This is a genomic window from Streptomyces sp. (genome assembly GCF_035563135.1).
GTDB lineage: Bacteria > Actinomycetota > Actinomycetes > Streptomycetales > Streptomycetaceae > Streptomyces.
The window spans coordinates 1-15642 of the sequence record NZ_DATMVN010000537.1 but is presented as its reverse complement, the minus strand read 5'-3'; the positions used below and the strand labels follow the sequence as shown (position 1 = coordinate 15642).

The 15642-nt window shown below is 67.4% G+C and carries 13 protein-coding genes, 1 tRNA gene and 2 pseudogenes; 9 read left to right on the top strand and 7 right to left on the bottom strand.

What is annotated here, in order from left to right:
* Positions 1–46: 46 nt before the first annotated feature.
* The 5 genes from VN520_RS23730 to VN520_RS23710 all read right to left on the bottom strand — a co-directional run bounded on the left by VN520_RS23730 (position 47) and on the right by VN520_RS23710 (position 6044).
* Positions 47–1102, bottom strand: a complete 1056-nt coding sequence (locus VN520_RS23730) for an ABC transporter permease (RefSeq protein ID WP_325748962.1) — start codon at positions 1100–1102, stop codon at positions 47–49.
* Positions 1086–2138, bottom strand: coding sequence for an ABC transporter permease (locus VN520_RS23725; protein WP_325748961.1), 1053 nt, complete (start codon positions 2136–2138; stop codon positions 1086–1088). Before VN520_RS23725 ends, VN520_RS23730 begins: the two co-directional genes overlap by 17 nt.
* On the bottom strand, positions 2135–3658 hold the full coding sequence (locus VN520_RS23720; protein ID WP_325748960.1) for a sugar ABC transporter ATP-binding protein: 1524 nt from the start codon (positions 3656–3658) through the stop codon (positions 2135–2137). Before VN520_RS23720 ends, VN520_RS23725 begins: the two co-directional genes overlap by 4 nt.
* 263 nt (positions 3659–3921) lie before the next feature.
* Complete coding sequence (locus tag VN520_RS23715; RefSeq protein WP_325748959.1) at positions 3922–4485, bottom strand: GNAT family N-acetyltransferase; 564 nt, start codon at positions 4483–4485, stop codon at positions 3922–3924.
* A gap of 266 nt (positions 4486–4751) precedes the next feature.
* The gene (locus VN520_RS23710) at positions 4752–6044 is read right to left on the bottom strand and encodes a phosphoribosyltransferase family protein (RefSeq protein ID WP_325748958.1); all 1293 of its coding nucleotides are present in this window, start codon (positions 6042–6044) and stop codon (positions 4752–4754) included.
* 185 nt (positions 6045–6229) lie between these two features.
* Here VN520_RS23710 and VN520_RS23705 point away from each other — a divergent pair, with 185 nt between their 5' ends.
* The 6 genes and pseudogenes from VN520_RS23705 to VN520_RS23680 all read left to right on the top strand — a co-directional run bounded on the left by VN520_RS23705 (position 6230) and on the right by VN520_RS23680 (position 12183).
* On the top strand, positions 6230–6712 hold the full coding sequence (locus tag VN520_RS23705) for a hypothetical protein (RefSeq protein ID WP_325748957.1): 483 nt from the start codon (positions 6230–6232) through the stop codon (positions 6710–6712).
* Between the two features lie 64 nt (positions 6713–6776).
* Positions 6777–7185, top strand: a pseudogene (locus tag VN520_RS23700) (transposase); the annotation flags it as partial.
* Positions 7186–7406: 221 nt separating this feature from the next.
* The gene (locus tag VN520_RS23695; RefSeq protein WP_325748956.1) at positions 7407–7814 is read left to right on the top strand and encodes a hypothetical protein; all 408 of its coding nucleotides are present in this window, start codon (positions 7407–7409) and stop codon (positions 7812–7814) included.
* Between the two features lie 510 nt (positions 7815–8324).
* Positions 8325–9728, top strand: coding sequence for a hypothetical protein (locus tag VN520_RS23690; protein ID WP_325748955.1), 1404 nt, complete (start codon positions 8325–8327; stop codon positions 9726–9728).
* 58 nt (positions 9729–9786) lie between these two features.
* Positions 9787–10794, top strand: a complete 1008-nt coding sequence (locus VN520_RS23685) for a hypothetical protein (protein ID WP_325748954.1) — start codon at positions 9787–9789, stop codon at positions 10792–10794.
* Positions 10795–10953: 159 nt separating this feature from the next.
* Complete coding sequence (locus tag VN520_RS23680) at positions 10954–12183, top strand: IS701 family transposase (protein WP_325748953.1); 1230 nt, start codon at positions 10954–10956, stop codon at positions 12181–12183.
* A 158-nt stretch (positions 12184–12341) separates the two neighbouring features.
* Here the strand turns inward: VN520_RS23680 and VN520_RS23675 are convergent, their stop codons facing one another.
* On the bottom strand, positions 12342–12851 hold the full coding sequence (locus VN520_RS23675) for a hypothetical protein (protein WP_325748952.1): 510 nt from the start codon (positions 12849–12851) through the stop codon (positions 12342–12344).
* Positions 12852–13862: 1011 nt separating this feature from the next.
* Between VN520_RS23675 and VN520_RS23670 the strand changes: the two genes are divergently transcribed.
* Positions 13863–14240, top strand: coding sequence for a hypothetical protein (locus VN520_RS23670; RefSeq protein WP_325748951.1), 378 nt, complete (start codon positions 13863–13865; stop codon positions 14238–14240).
* A complete protein-coding gene (locus VN520_RS23665; RefSeq protein ID WP_325748950.1) occupies positions 14237–14437 on the top strand; it encodes a hypothetical protein in 201 nt (66 codons plus the stop codon). Before VN520_RS23670 ends, VN520_RS23665 begins: the two co-directional genes overlap by 4 nt.
* Positions 14438–14601: 164 nt before the next feature.
* Here the strand turns inward: VN520_RS23665 and VN520_RS23660 are convergent.
* A tRNA-Arg gene (locus tag VN520_RS23660) sits at positions 14602–14674 on the bottom strand.
* A 317-nt stretch (positions 14675–14991) separates the two neighbouring features.
* On the opposite strand from VN520_RS23660, the pseudogene VN520_RS23655 reads away from it, so the two are divergent.
* A pseudogene (locus tag VN520_RS23655) lies at positions 14992–15642 on the top strand (ATP-binding protein); the annotation flags it as partial.

The following is a 15642-nucleotide window of genomic DNA, read 5'->3' as shown; positions in this document are numbered from 1 at the left end:
CGGAGAGGTACGAGGAGGTAGGAGGTACGGAGTACGGGGAGGGGCGTCATGACGACTGGGGTGCGGGGGCGTCCGCGGCCCGCCTGTGCCGTCGTTCGACGACCGCGGCGATGACCCGTGGGGTCAGTACGGATGCCACGAGCAGCAGCCCGGTCACGATGACCTGCACTTCGTTGGCGATGTCGTTGAGCGTGAGCAGGTTCCTCAGCAGGCCGATCAGCAGGACACCGGCGACCGCGCCGAAGAGCGTGCCCTTTCCGCCGTCGAAGTCGATGCCGCCGAGCAGGACGGAGGCGATGACGAGCATCTCGAACCCCAGCCCGTTGTCCGCACGGGCACTTCCGTACCGGAGGGTGAAGACGACGCCCGCGAAGGCGGAGAACAGCCCGGTGACGACGAAGAGCAGCAGCTTGATCCGCTTGACCCGGATGCCGGCGAAGTACGCGGCCTCCTCCTGCGCGCCGATCGCGAAGAGCGAGCGGCCGAGCCCGGTGGCGTGCAGCACCACCGCGGTGACCACGGCCAGGACGAGGAAGAGCAGCACCGGATAGGTGAGGAAGGTGCCGGGGACGGTCGTGGTGTCGACGGCCCAGTCCGCGTACGCCTGCGGGAAGTCCGTCACCGCGTCGCTGCCGAGCGCCACCGAGGCCAGGCCCCGGTAGAGCGCCAGGGTGCCGATGGTGACGGCCAGGGACGGCAGCCCCACCCTGGTGACCAGCCAGCCGTTGAGCAGGCCTCCGGCGACGCCCACCACGAGCACCACCGGCACGATCATCTCGAAGGCCCAGCCCGCCTCCCACAGCGCGCCGGTCAGGGCGCTGCCCAGGCCCAGCATGGAGGCGACCGACAGGTCGACCTGCCCCGCGACGACCAGGAGGGTCATCGGCAGCGCGATGAGGGCGACCTCGGCGATGTCGTTGAAGGCGAACGCGAGGTTCTCGGTGGAACCGAAGCCCTCCGTGGTCCCGAGGCCGACGGCGAGGACCGCCACCAGCAGGACACCGACCGCGGTGTCCCAGCGCAGCGCCAGGCTGCGTACGGGGGAGGGCTTCTTCCCGGTCCGAGGCGGGGGAGCCGTCCCGGTGTCAGGCGCCGTGGTCATGACGGGCGTTCCTCTTCCTCAGTGCGGCGGTCATCCGCAGGTTCACGATCCGGTCGACGCTGATGGCCAGCAGGAGGAGCGCACCGGTGATGGCGCCCTGCCAGAAGGAGTCCACCTTCAGCACCACCAGGACGCTGCCGATGGTGGTGAGCAGCAGGGCGCCGAGCGCGGCGCCCCAGACGGTGCCGGTGCCACCGGTGATCGCGACGCCGCCGACGACGACGGCGCTGACGACGGTCAGTTCCCAGCCGTGCGCGTTGTCCGCGACGACGGTGCCGAAGCGGGCCAGCCACAGCGCGCCGGCGAAACCGGCGACGGCCCCGGAGAAGGCGTACGCGGCGAGCACCCGGCGGCGGATCGGGATGCCGGCGAGCCGGGCGGCCTCGGGGCTCGACCCGATGGCGTACAGCTCGCGCCCCGAGCGGTAGCCGCGCAGGAAGTACGCCGTCGCCGCGAGCAGGACGAGTGCGATCAGCGGGAGGTACGGGACGCCCAGCACGCTGCCGCTGCCGAGGCCCAGGACCGCCTCCGGGACGTCGGAGGCGCTGATCTGCTCGCCCTGCGCCCACCAGTAGTCGATGCCCTGGATGATGTAGAGCATCCCCAGCGTCACGACGAGCGCCGGGACCCTGCCGAAGCTGACGAGGGCGCCGGAGGCCAGACCGCAGACCACGCCGATCGCGGTGCCGAGCAGCATCACGGTCAGCACACCGTGGTCGCTCCCCGCGACGAACTTGCCGCAGGCGAAGGCGGAGAGGCCGACGACGGAGCCGACGGACAGATCGATGTTGCGGGTGACCACGACGGCGGACTGCCCGACCGCGAGCAGTACCAGGATCGACGCGTTGAGCAGGAGGTCCTTGACGCCCTGGTCGGACAGGAAGAGCGGGTTGGCCAGATAGGTACCGAGGACCAGCAGGGCCAGCACCCCGGCGATGGAGATCTCGCGTGCCCGGAAGACCGCGTCCACGAGCGAGGCAGCACTCCGCTCCGGCGCCTTCGCGGTGTCCGGGGGGCCCTCGACGGTGGTGGTCATGCCGCTGCCCTCTCGTTGCGTCCGGTGGCCGCGGCCATGACCGACTCCTCGGTGGCGCTTTCGCGCGGGATCTCGGCGACGAGCCGGCCCTCGTGCATCACGAGCACCCGGTCGGCCATGCCGATGACCTCGGGAAGGTCGGAGGAGATCATCAGGACGGCGAGGCCGTCCGCCGCGAGCGAGGAGAGCAGCCGGTGGACCTCCGCCTTGGTGCCGACGTCGATCCCGCGGGTCGGCTCGTCCACGATCAGCACGGCGGGGCCGGTCGCCAGCCACTTGGCCAGCACGACCTTCTGCTGGTTACCGCCGGACAGCACGCCCACGGTGTCGGCCAGCCGGTTGTACTTGAGCTGGAGGCGCACCGCCCAGTCCGCGGCCCGGTCGTGCTCCAGCGCCCGGCTGACGAGCCCGCGCCTGCGGACCTCGCCCAGGCCGGTCAGACCGATGTTGCGCTCGATCGACATATCCATGACCAGTCCGCGCCGGCGCCGGTCCTCGGGCACGAGCGCGAGCCCGGCGTCCATCGCGGCGGTCGGCGAACCGGGCCGCAGCACGGTGCCCGCCACCTTCACCTCACCGGCGTCGGCGCGGTCCACACCGAAGACCGCCTGGGCGACCTCGGTGCGCCCGGCGCCGACGAGTCCGGCGAGCGCGACGATCTCGCCTCGGCGGACGTCGAAGGACACGTCGCGGAAGACGCCCTCGCGGGTCAGCCGGTGCACCGACAGGGCGACTTCGCCGAGCTCGGCGTCCTGCTTGGGATAGAGCTCGTCGAGGTTGCGGCCGACCATCCTGCGCACCAGGTCGTCCTCGGTGAGCTCCTCCAGGAGCTCGGAGGAGATCCACCGGCCGTCGCGCAGCGTCGTGACGCGCCGGCACAGCTCGAAGATCTCGTCCAGGCGGTGCGAGATGAACAGCACGGCGGCGCCCTCGGAGCGCAGCGTACGGACGACGGAGAAGAGCCGGGCGGTCTCGCCGCCGGTCAGGGCGGCCGTCGGCTCGTCCATGATCAGGACGCGGGCGTCGAAGGAGAGGGCCTTGGCGATCTCGACGATCTGCTGGTCGGCGATCGATAGCCCGCGCGCGGGCCGGTCCGGCGCCAGATCGACGCCGAGCCTGCGCATCAGCGCGGCGGTGGCCCCGTGCACGGCCTTGCGGTCGATCCGGCCCAGGGACCGCCGGGGCTGACGGCCCATGAAGATGTTCTCGGCGACGGAGAGATCGGGGAAGAGCGTCGGCTCCTGGTAGATGACGGCGATGCCGGCGTCACGGGCGTCCGCCGGGCCGTGGAAGACCACGGGCTCACCGTCGAGGAGCACCTCGCCGCCGTCCGGGCGGTGCACTCCGGCGAGGGCCTTGATCAGGGTCGACTTTCCCGCGCCGTTCTCACCCGCGAGAGCATGCACCTCGCCGGCGAACAACTGAAGGGAGACGTCCCGCAGGGCCCGTACGGCGCCGAAGGACTTGCTCACACCCTTCAGGGCCAGGACCGGGGCCGGGTTCGGGGCGGACTGGTTCAAGGGAGCTCCTCAGCGCCGGAAGGATCGGGACTGTTCCGCTCCACCCGTCGTGAAAGGTTTCAATAAAGTTGCTCGGAAGCTAAACGGGGATGGTGGGCACAGTCAATGGGTTGTTGGCGAGAAGTTCCTGGAAGAGGGGCAAGGTGCGACCTGGATGGGGAGAGTGGGTCGGGGAACGGTCGGGCGCCCTTGACAGTCTTCGGCGCGGCCTCTATCTTCCGGCTACTTGAATCGATTCATATAACGGTCACGCATCGCTCCACTTACCCGCGGGCCGCACTCGCGGCTCCCGGATGGACCGGCCCGAGCAGGACCACGAGCCCCGCCCTCCCGGGGACCGGCACCGGGACCCGGTGCCAGCCCGCGCGCCGGTAGAAGCGCAGGGTCGCCTCGGCGTGCGCGGAGGTGAGCAGCCAGCAGCGTCCGGCGGGGGCCGCCTCGGTGACCGCCGACAGCAGGGCGGCGCCGAGCCCCGTGCCGCGTGCGGCCGGGGCGACGGCCAGCTCGTCGACCTCCACGCCCCCGCACAGCCACGCCGCAGTGCGATCGGGGCCCAGCGCCTCGGCGACGTGCCCGTAGCTGCGGCCGGAGGGGAAGGGGGCGGGCGTGGTCCAGGCGGTGGCAAAGCCGCTCACGGTGCCCCCGTCGAGGGCCAGTGCGGCGGTGAACCCGGGGCGCCCGGCGTCGGAGGCGAGCCGCTCGGCGTACTGCGCGGCCGCCGACGGGTCCTCGTTCCACGGCGGCGCCGAGAACGTCTCGGCGTACACCTGGCGGATCCCGTCGGCGTACGCCGCGAGGCTTCCGCTCCCGACCAGCCGGACCCGCATGACCGCACCACTTCCCGCTCTTGGACCCTCCCGGAAGGAGAAGGATAGGACGCGCTCGGGCGGCGGGGGAGCCCCCGGGCGGCAGGGGAGTCCCGGGCGGGAGGGGAGCCCTGAGCGGCAGGGGAGCCCCGGGCGGCAGGAGCTCGCATGTCCTTCACGGGGCCGTCCGATTTGCAGGAACTCGCAGCCCTTCACGGGGCCGTCCGAACGGCAGGAGTTCACAACCCCTCACGGGGCCGCTCCGAACGGCACCGGTTCACAGCCCCTCACGGGGGCCGCTCCTCCCAGCCGGCCGGGCGCACCAGATGCGTGGTGAACCAGTCCTGGGCCAGGTCCGCGACCCGGTCCAGGGCGCCCGGTTCCTCGAAGAGGTGGGTGGCGCCCGGGACGATCTCCAGCCGGTTCTCGCACTCCAGTGCCGCCTGCGCCTGCCGGTTGAGATCGATCACCGTGGTGTCGTCGCCGCCCACGATGAGCAGGGTGGGCGCACGCACCCCGGAGAGTCCGGCCCCGGCGAGATCGGGGCGTCCGCCCCGGGAGACCACGGCGCCGACGCCCGAGTCCGTCTCCGCGGCGGCACGCAGGGCCGCCGCGGCCCCCGTGCTCGCCCCGAAGGAGCCGACCGGGAGGGACACGCGCCGCCTCAGCCAGCCGGTGGTGTCCGCCAGCCGCCCCGCCAGCAGGGCGATGTCGAAGACGTTGGCGCGGTGGGCCTCCTCCCCGGGCGTGAGCAGGTCGAAGAGCAGGGTGCCCAGGCCGGCGCGGTTCAGCGCCACGGCCACAGCGCGGTTGCGCGGGCTGTGGCGGCTGCTGCCCGAGCCGTGGGCGAACACCACGACGGCCCCGGCGCCCCGGGGGAGCACCAGATCCCCCGAGAGGGGGACCCCGCCCGCGTCCACCTCGACCTCCTCGGCCGTGGCGAGGGTTCCGGTGCCCCGTGCCAGCAGGGAGACGACCTCCTGGTCGGAGGTCTGGGAGAAGTCCCGGTACCACTCACCCACGGCGGAGAACAGGTTCGGCGTGGAGAGGCACACGACCTCGTCGACGTCCTCACGCAGCCTGGCGGCGGCATCCGGTGACGCGACCGGTACGGCCAGGACCACCTGGGCGGCGCCCTGCGCCCGCACCACCTGGCAGGCCGCTCTCGCCGTCGCTCCGGTGGCCACCCCGTCGTCCACCACGACCACTGTGCGCCCCTTCAGCGGCAGGCGGGGCCGGCCCTCCCGGTAGGCACGGGCCCGCCGCGCGAGTTCCGCCTCCTCGGCGCGCTCGACAGCCACGACGTCCTTCTCCCGCACCCCGGCGTGGCGGACGATCTCGTCGCTGATGACCCGCACCCCGCCCTCACCGATGGCGCCGAACCCCAGCTCCGGGTGGTACGGCACCCCGAGTTTGCGGACCACGATCACATCGAGCGGGGCGCGCAGTGCCTGCGCGACCTCGTACGCCACCGGGACCCCGCCACGCGGCAGGCCCAGGACGAGGGGATCGCGCCGCTCCAGGTGCCGCAACGCGACGGCCAGCCGCCGCCCGGCATCCGTACGGTCGGTGAACAGCACGGTGGTTCACCTCCAACAAGGAGCGCACCTTTTCACCTCCGAGAGCACCGCATGTGCCCGGGTTCGGCAAGTCGGGGACGACTGGCGTACGGAGCGAATCGGGGCGGCTTCCGCGTCATCTCGTCCGGTGGGTCCGTGCGACGATCCATCGGCCGGCGGGAAGCCACGAGCAGGGGTGAAGAGCGATGGAGTACGTCAACCTCGATGCGCAGGCCGGCGACCTGTCAGGGGTCTTGGACCCCTCTCGCTACCTGGAGCATCTGCCCTCGATCTCCGGTGATCTGCCGCCGGGGGCCCGGTCCTTCGCCACTGACACGGACCACTACGACTTCCACAGCAGGCGATGCGTGAAGGACCTGACGCTTCGTACCGTCCGGGGCGCCGGCAGCGAGGAGGTGGAGGCCGAGTTCCAGCACAACTGCTGGAAGCACGACCGAGATCTGGTCATCCGCTACACAGGCGTGTCCAGCTTCATCATCGATCCCGCCGACATCGATCCCGCCGACGAGGACCGGGGAACGGACCTCGGGGCTGTGATTCTCGACGAGATCCTGCTGCACAGAGACGGTTGCAGCCATGACATCGTCTGCCGGGACGGCACACTCACCCTTGTCTGCCGTGACCTCCGGGCGACCTGGACCGAGACCGACTGCTCAAGCAATTCGTAGGCGGGACAGTTCGCGGGGATCATCGAGCGGCTGGTGCCGGATGAGCTGTGGGAGCTGTCCCCGCGAGTGGTCGAAGGCTCGGGTGCGGGCCGGGCTCCACCGAGTTGTGTTCGACGAACTTGGTGCCCGCAGCGAGCGGGACTGGTCCCGCTGCGCGATCGACCCGGTGAACATGCGAGCCCTGAAAAGGGGGCCTGACAGGCCCGGATCCTGTGGATCGAGGCAAGTACGGCTCGAAGGTCCACCTGCTCACCGAGCGGGCGGGTCCGCCTGTTTCCGCCGGAATCCCGGGCGTGAACCTGCACGGCAGCCAAGCCCTGATCCCCCTGCTCAAGGGCATGCCGCCGATCCGCTCCCGCCGTGGACGCAGGCGGCGCAAGCCGGGAGAGCTCTACGCGGACAAGGGCTACGACTACCCCTGCCTGCGGCGATGGTTACGCCGACGCGGTACAACCCACCGCATCGCCCGCCGGTGAACGACGTATCCCCCCGAAGCGGCTGACTTCACGGTGCTGCCACCGTCGTGTCACGAACCCGTCCTGGGCGTGATCAAGAGACAACCGGCGCAACCGCATGGACTGTCCTGGAGGGCAGAAAGCCACACGGGTGACCAGTCGCCCGGTTCACCCGCCCTTAGGGCGACAGCCCCACGCAGAGGACAGACACCAGCATGCGCACTCGGAAGATCTCGGTAATGACCATGACCGCGGTGGCCCTCGGCCTGGCGCTGACGGCATGCAGCAACGACGGCGCCGGCAACGCGTCCTCTGCCGCGAGCAGTTCGTCTGCGGCGGCCGCGAGCACCCCCCGGTCCGACACCGCGGAGAGCAAGGCCTCGGGCACGCCCGCCCGGTCGTCGGGTGCGCCCGCCCGGTCCGATGTGAAGTGCACGGACCAGCTCGACTACGCGGGCGACCCGCGGTCCAACGCGGAGATCAACTCCATCGGGGCGGAGACGGGCACGTGCCCGCCGGTCCAGAAGCCGCCGGCCGATGTGAAGTGCACGGACCAGCTCGACTACGCGGGCGACCCGCGGTCCAACGCCGAGATCAACTCCATCGGAGCGGACACGGGCACGTGCCCGCCGGTCGAGCCGAAGTGAATCGCTGACCGACCCCGAAACCGCGCAGTGCCGGGCCCTCCCCACCGTGACCTGGGGGCGGTCCGGCACTTACGTTTTCGCTACGCCGCCCTGGCTACGGTTCTGTGACCTGGAAAAGGGCCCTCCCGAGGGAGGGCCCGTCGTGGTGCGCGCCTGCGCCCCCCGGCAGGACTCGAACCTGCGGCCAAGCGCTTAGAAGAGAGTGGCCCTGTTTCACCCGTCCAGGGTTCTGACCTGCAAAGTAGCTGTCCCTCTAGTGCGTGAACGAACTTCTTCCCCGTGAATTCACCGGAAGACTTCAATCCGCATGGTGAGGAGCTGTCGTCAGGGCCCGCTGTCCACCCACCCGCTGGCTTCGCCAGCCGTCGTCGGACGATGGCAACAGGCGACCGGGCACGTTACCGACTTCCTCGGCCCTGGGCTTTCGGGATAACCTCAAGTGCCGCAACGTAAGGGGGGCCAATGGAGCCTAGGGATAGTGCGCTTTGGGGGCTTACTCGTCCTGCAATCATGGATGCTTTGGGGAAAATCAAGGCTGCCGTAATTGCCGAAAAGAAGATCGACAAGTATTCGTTTTTTCCTGCACTGAAGTCGGTGGGTGAAGGTCAATATATCCAACTTGAATCAGACTATGGTGTTCCCAATTACGGAAGACTTTTCGAGAGCCGGGGGCGTTGGAACACCAAGCCGTACGTTTATGAAGATCTTGCTGGATATTCAGATCTCCTGTCGTACGTGAGGGCGCACTCCGTTTATGCGCCGTTTAATGGTTGGGAGGGAGATCCTTCGGATCGTTTTGGTCCATTCATGCTGGAGGCTGGCGTAGCCGATCTCGTGTTGGAGGTAGCTGCGCGCCACGCACAAGTGAAAGGGTTCGAATGGGATGAATCTTTTACACTCTCTCGGTATTTGGAGATGGAGCGTTGGTGGCAGTCTGAACCCCTCGAAATCCGGCTGTGTGTCCCCATCCTGAACGTTTCCTTCTTGGATGATGTGATTCCGCTAGACGGGAATGTTCAGATTCGAAGAATCACGGACCAGGAACACCTGGAAAGGCTGTTCTCCCTAGAGCAATATAAGCGCGACTGGTGGTCGAATCGGGCGGCTACACACGCTCTTTTCATCGACGATGCGGTAACTATTACGTATCCGCGCAGGTACGGTGGGCCGGTGTGGGGGGAGTTTCTCTACGCCATCATTGATCGCGCTATGCAGGCGATCTCTGTGAGATCGGACTTTCCTGTCGGGTATCAGCAAATCTGTTATGAGCCGATCGGCTGGTCATCGGGCTACAGGGCTGGGCTGGGGCAGCTTCAGAACGGATTCAGCATTGCCCGTTATTCCAAGAAGATGGACGAGCGTGCAGAAGCTCCGGCGATCACCTTTAGTTCCGAGGCCGGTGGGGAGATTTCCCAATACTTTGTTGCGCTGGCCGACGCAAATCCGCAGGTCTCTTTGGCTGCCAGTAGACTTCAACTTGCCACACTGCGAGACGATGAGCTGGATGAAATCGTGGACTTGTGCGTGGGGATTGAGGCACTTCTAGGAGGCACTAAGGCGGGTGACACAACGTATAAAATCGGCATTCGGGGCGCCGCCATTTTGGCCCGCGAAGGATTTGAAGACTCGGCGAAAACTGCCGGTCTCATTAAAAAGGTGTACGCGTATCGTTCGCTGATTGTGCACGGCCAGGTGAAGTATGAAAAGAAAAGGATAATCAAACTGGGAGGTGAAGAATTTCTGGCCACTGACATTGCAGATTATCTCCTGCGGCAACTTCTTAAGGTAATACTGAAGGCCCCTTCTGTGATCGATCAAATAGATGATGACCGGGTTGTTTTTGAGGTGAACGATCAATGGGTAAAGCGGGGCAATCTCGACGATGCCACGGAGTGGCGCCAAGACCTGCAGTAAGCAGCGTAAGAGGAAATAATCCGTCGACCAGCGGGTGGGGCAGTGGCAACATGGCGTCATGAATGACGAGCACGAGCCGGACGAGGGCTTCGACGATGAGGATCCGGGAAAGGCGCTTGAGCGCTTTCGGGGTTCCGTGGACCCGCTCATCAAGTGGCAGCAGCACTGGGCAGCGGATATGACCTTGCCAATTAGCAGGATGCTTCAGGAGTCGGCTGCGTTCCAGGTTAACCTAATGCAGAACTTCCCGAGGGTCGTGTCGCCCTTGATTTCCCAGGTATCGCGGCTTCAGAAGCAGTTGCAGGGGATGCACACCTTCCACAGCTCTCTACGTGCGCTGGTTGAGTCGGTCAACCGTTCGTATGCGCCGCAGTGGGAACGCATCTTTGAGTCGATCAGAGACTTTCAGTCGCGCATCTTCCCGGAAAACTGGGAAGGTGTAAGGCGTCCGGGTATCAATGAGTTCGAGTCTCTTTTGATTGACGAGGGGATCGCCTTGATGTGGGTTCCTGGGCCGAAGGTAATCCAGGCCCTCTTGGACGCCTCCACTGCCACAGAGCGGCGGCGCATCATCAGTCGTCGTTGGAAGAGCATAGTCACCGACTGTGAGGCGGCGCTGAGCGGCGTGACCCACCCCGACTTGCAGGACTCCAAGAAATTCGGGCTCGATTGCGTGCGGGCACTTCGGGAGGGGCACTCGGCGCCGGCGCAGGCTCTTGCTGGAAACCTTCTCGACAGTGTCTTGCGCAGCAACTTTGATAACGCGGATCGGCTTGAGGTGACGCGTAACAACTTCAAGAAGAACGGTGTTCGTTTCAACCTGGACGATTACAAGATCCGGGCGGCTTTCACGTTCGCACCAGTTTGGTGTGCGCACGCGAAGTACAAGACGGAAGACGGCGACCCGATCCCGCGTACCTTTGGGAGGCACCCGACCACACATGCCGTTTCGCGTGCCCAGTACAGCCGGATCAACGCTGTAATGGGGCTCATGCTGGTTACGTCGCTCATTAAGTTCTTCGACGCAGAGAAGGAGTGGCCGATCAAGCGGGTGAAGCGATCGTGACTAGTACTCCAGCCGGACTTCGGCGTATGTCTTGGTCAACGGCTTGAGCGTGGGGATTTTAGCTGGATGGTGCCGGGTGAGGGACGAGTTCGCCCGGCCTGTCCCGCGAACGAATGACCACGCCGTGTGTAGTGACTGCGACGGGGACAGCCATTGCACGTGATCGATGACGTACCCGCCTCCGAGTGGGAACACGGGCTGGAAGAACTCTTCTTGCGGATCGGACACCGCTTCCCCCGCGTCGAACCCAGACGCCGGATGCGGGACTACGTGCGAGGACTGCTCGGGCCAGTGGGCCGCAAGAACTCCTGGCGACTGGCAGAGTTCGCCGGGCACTCCACCCCTGACGGATTGCAGCACCTCCTGGCGAAGAGCCGCTGGGAGGCCGATGAGATACGCGATGACCTGCAGGGTTACGTCGCCGAACATCTCGGCGCCGACGACGGCATCCTGATCATCGACGACACCGGATTCGTCAAGAAGGGCACCACCTCAGCCGGGGTGCAACGCCAGTACTCCGGAACCGCCGGCCGCACCGAGAACTGCCAGATCGGCGTCTTCGCCGCCTACACCACCACCCGCGGCCACGCTCTCGTCGACCGCGAGCTCTACCTCCCCAAGTCCTGGACCGAGGACCCCGAACGCTGCCGCACAGCCCGCATCCCCGAACACCGCCCGTTCGCGACCAAGAACGAGCTGGCCCGCACCATGGTCCTGCGAGCGCAGGCCGGCCCCCTGCCCGTCGCCTGGGTAGCGGCTGATGCCGCCTACGGACAGGACTCCCGCTTCCGACGCTTTCTGGAGGACACCGGCCTGCCCTATGTCGTGGCCGTTCCCAAGTCTCAGCAGGTCCACGGCCCTCGCATCGACCACCTCATCGGCCAGGCCCCCGACGAGGCATGGCAGCGGCTCTCCTACGGCGACGGCGCCAAAGGACAGCGGCTCTACGACTGGGCTGCCGCCCGCCTGCTGGCGGTCTGGGAGTTCGACGGCGACGAGCCCACCCGACAACGCTGGATGCTCGCCCGCCGCAGCATCACCAAGCCCGACGAGCTCGCATACTTCCTCGCATCCGACCCCTTGGACGCCACCGTCGCCGATCTTGCACGGATCGCCGGATGCCGCTGGAGAATCGAGGAATGCTTCCAGAGCGCGAAGAACGAATGCGGCCTGGACCAGTACGAAGTCCGCCGCTACGTCGGCTGGCACCGACACATCACCCTCGCCATGCTCGCCCACGCGTTTCTCGCCGTCAGCGCCGCCCAAGATCGCCAAAAGGGGGAGCCGGTCACGACACACCCGACCTCCTGGACCTCTCCCCGGCCGAGATCCGCCGTCTGCTGGCAACTACCAACCAGCGTCCTGCTCGGCAGGGCAACCATGCGATGAACTGGTCGAGATGGCGCCGCCGACACCAGGCTCGGGCCCGCCGCAGTCACTACACACGACGTGGTCATTCGATTGCGGGACAAGCCGGTCGAACCCGCCCCTCACCCGGTGTCGGCGTACACGCGAACGTTCGGGACGCCTGATCCTGGGCAGCGCCGCTACAGAGCCCAGATGTGGAGGGCCTGGTTGAGTTCGGACACGGTGTACCAGGTGCCGTCTCCGAGAGTGTTGGGCAGGGCGGGCACCTCGAAGGGATAGGTGATCTGGTCGATCAGCCGCATGTGAACCGCGTCGACGAGCCAGTGCCGGCCTGTACCAAACTCCTCGTCGCTCTCGACGGTCCCGACGACGAGGGTGCTTTCGTCGACGAAGCCGCCCTCGTAGTCGAAGAACACCTGCGCCTCGTCATCTGTGGCCTCCTCCTCGAACGCGGGATGCGAGGGAAGCACGTCCGCGGTCAGTTCGGCCACCACGGAGCCGTCGGCGACCCGGTGAACGGCGAGAACGTCCTGGTCATGGGTCACTGTGAGCAGGCAGTCTCCGCTCGGGCTCACCCCCAGCAGGACGCGGTCCTCATCGCCGAAGCTGTGGACGATGAGGGCATGACCATCCCAATTCCCCCAGCGCAGAGGTGACCCGTCCTGGCCCTCCCCGATAGTCAGACCCATCTGGCCGGGGTCCGGATGCGGAACGTGGACGGAGCCCGCCGCGGCCGTCCCAGTCTGGGTGCGGGCCAGCACCGCACCGTCAGCGGCGTCAATGACCAGCCACTCTTCCCTGCGGTCGTGGTCCGGGGCGTCGTGCTCCAGAGGACCGTGGACATGGGCCCACACGGTCGTCCCGTCCGAGGAGAAGCCGGCTGAGCCACGGTTGGCATAGCGGTGGTCCCTGTCGTCCGCGTACTCGGAGAAGTCGGTGTGCCCCGCGCAGCCCGCCCAGCAGCGGTGCCGTATTTCCCACCGTGGGCTTCCCGACTGGTCAACGGCTCGCAGCGCATGCGGTCCGGCAAAGACAACGAGGTCAGCGGCAGGCGACGCTGCGCTCGTGCCGAACCGGCGAGGCCAGGGCGCTGGGAAGGAGACGGTCGAGGCCGTGGCCAGCGGCTGGACTTTCTGGACGATCAGCCCCGTGTCCCCTCGCTGTACGAGGAGCCGCGATGCGGACCGGGACTCCAGATGAGGCGCGGCGTCTGCCCCGGAAAACGGCAGCGGGGCCGCGAGCGTAGTCACGAGGCGAGCAAGGCGAGGCACAGACGCTCCGAAAGGGCTGGGGGACTCATGCCGGGACCCTATGACAGGCCGCTGACCCCCTGTGCTTTCAATCCTCTCCGCAGCACTGACGCAGGATGCATGGGACCGGAGGGACGCGGAAAGTGGGCACGATTCTTCGTGCCCGTCTGGGCAGAGAAGGGCATACCTCGAACCCGGTGCCATCCAGCTAAAATCCCCACGCTCAAGCCGTTGACCAGGACATACGCTGAAGTCCGGCTGGAGTACTAGGGGGCAGGAGGTTCCTCGGGAGAGAGTGGAAGCGGACCGCATGGCACACGCCCTGAATACCGGTCAGGCGGCCCGGTTGCTGGGGTGGGTACGCGGCCGAACCCGCGGTGGCCTCCGTCTGCACGCGTTTCGCCCTGCTCTACTACGCCGGCCCGCGTCCCGAGGAAGCGGTGGCGATGCGTGTCCAGGACGTTCAACTGCCCGACGTGGACGCTGCGGATCAGTGGTGCGAGCTGCTGTTCCACATGGCTCAGCCAGAGGTCGGCAAACTGGACCGACACGGGGGCCATCCACGAGGAGCGCGGGCTGAAAGGGCGAGCCGCAGACGATACGCGCGTTGTTCCCGGGCATCCGTCGCTCACGAGGATTCTGCGCGAGCACATCAGGGCCGAAGATCTGAAGCCGCGCGACTTGCTATTCCAGGGTGAGGGCGGCGAACTCCTTGCAGGCTCCGGCATCCGCCGGGCCTGGCGATCGGCCCGCGCCGCGATCTTCACGCCTGCGGAGTTCGGCTCGCCGCTGGGGAAGCGGGTGTATGACCTGAGGCACACCCGTTGACGAAGTGGCTGAACCACGGCATCCCGCCGGCGGAGTGGGCGGGGAACAGCGTGCCTGTCCTGCTGGCCATCTACGCCCGCTGCGTGTCCGGTCAGCTCTCGGAGCTCAAGAAGCGGATGGAAGCCGGGAGGACCTCCCCGAGCGGCCTGACGCGGGCTGACGAGGGCCCGGAGAACGTCTCCGTGGATTCTCCGTAGCCACCCGCAGAAACCCGGTGACAGCCGGACAGCGCCGGACCGTCCTCGCGGCAGCATGCGGGCGGTCCGGCGCTTACGTTCCAGCTACGCATCGCTCGGTAATATGCCCCTGACCAGCGAAAAGGCCCTCCGGGTCGGAGGGCCTCACAGTGGTGCGCGCTGTGCGCCCCCGGCAGGACTCGAACCTGCGGCCAAGCGCTTAGAAGGCGCCTGCTCTATCCACTGAGCTACGGGGGCCGGGTGCCGGCCTGGTGCCCCGGAAGGCGTGGGTTCAAGCCATCCGTGACCTTGCCGGGACAAGGATAGGGCTCCGATCGCCTCGTCCCGGTTGCTTCACCTGCGTGGCACGATGTGGAGGTTCGGTGAAGCGAACCGATAATCGCAGGTAGGTGCGATTCATGCACCGCTTTTGGCGCCTCGCGGCCCGGGTGTTGTGCACTCGTTATAGCTGCGCCCCACTCGTCCCCTCTGTTCCCGGGACGGATTCGCCGCGCAGAGGGGCCTATACGCTTCAAAAAGGCTCCAAAATTGGGCATTCTTCACATGTGGTGACCATGGATGTACGGCCCCAGCTCATCGACGCACTTTCCGCCCTGCGCGACCGTGTCGCTGCCGTGCGTCTTCCCCTCCCGCTGCCGGACGCTCCGCGCGCCCGCCAGACGCGGACCGAACTGCTCGCCCAGCTCGACGACTACCTCGTACCCCGGCTCAAGGATCCCGGGGCGCCGCTGCTCGCGGTCATCGGAGGATCAACCGGCGCGGGCAAGTCGACGCTCGTCAACTCGCTGGTGGGGTGCCGGATCAGTGAAGCAGGTGTGCTGCGCCCGACCACCCGGACCCCCGTGCTCGTCTGCCACCCCGACGACCACCACTGGTTCGCCGGGGCACGGGTGCTGCCGCAGCTGACCCGGGTGTGGCTGCCCCCCGGGCAGGTGCCGGACCCGGACGGCCTCGACCACTTCGGGGCCGGCGGTGACCGGGACGACACCGTGCTGCGCGTGGAGACGGCGGCGACCCTGCCCCGGGGGCTCGCGCTCCTGGACGCCCCCGACATCGACTCACTCGTCGTACGGAACCGGGTCCTGGCCGCCGAGCTGATCTGCGCCGCCGACGTGTGGGTGATGGTGACCACCGCGTCCCGGTACGCGGACGCCGTGCCGTGGCATCTGCTGCGCACGGCCAAGGAGTACGACGCCTCCCTCGTC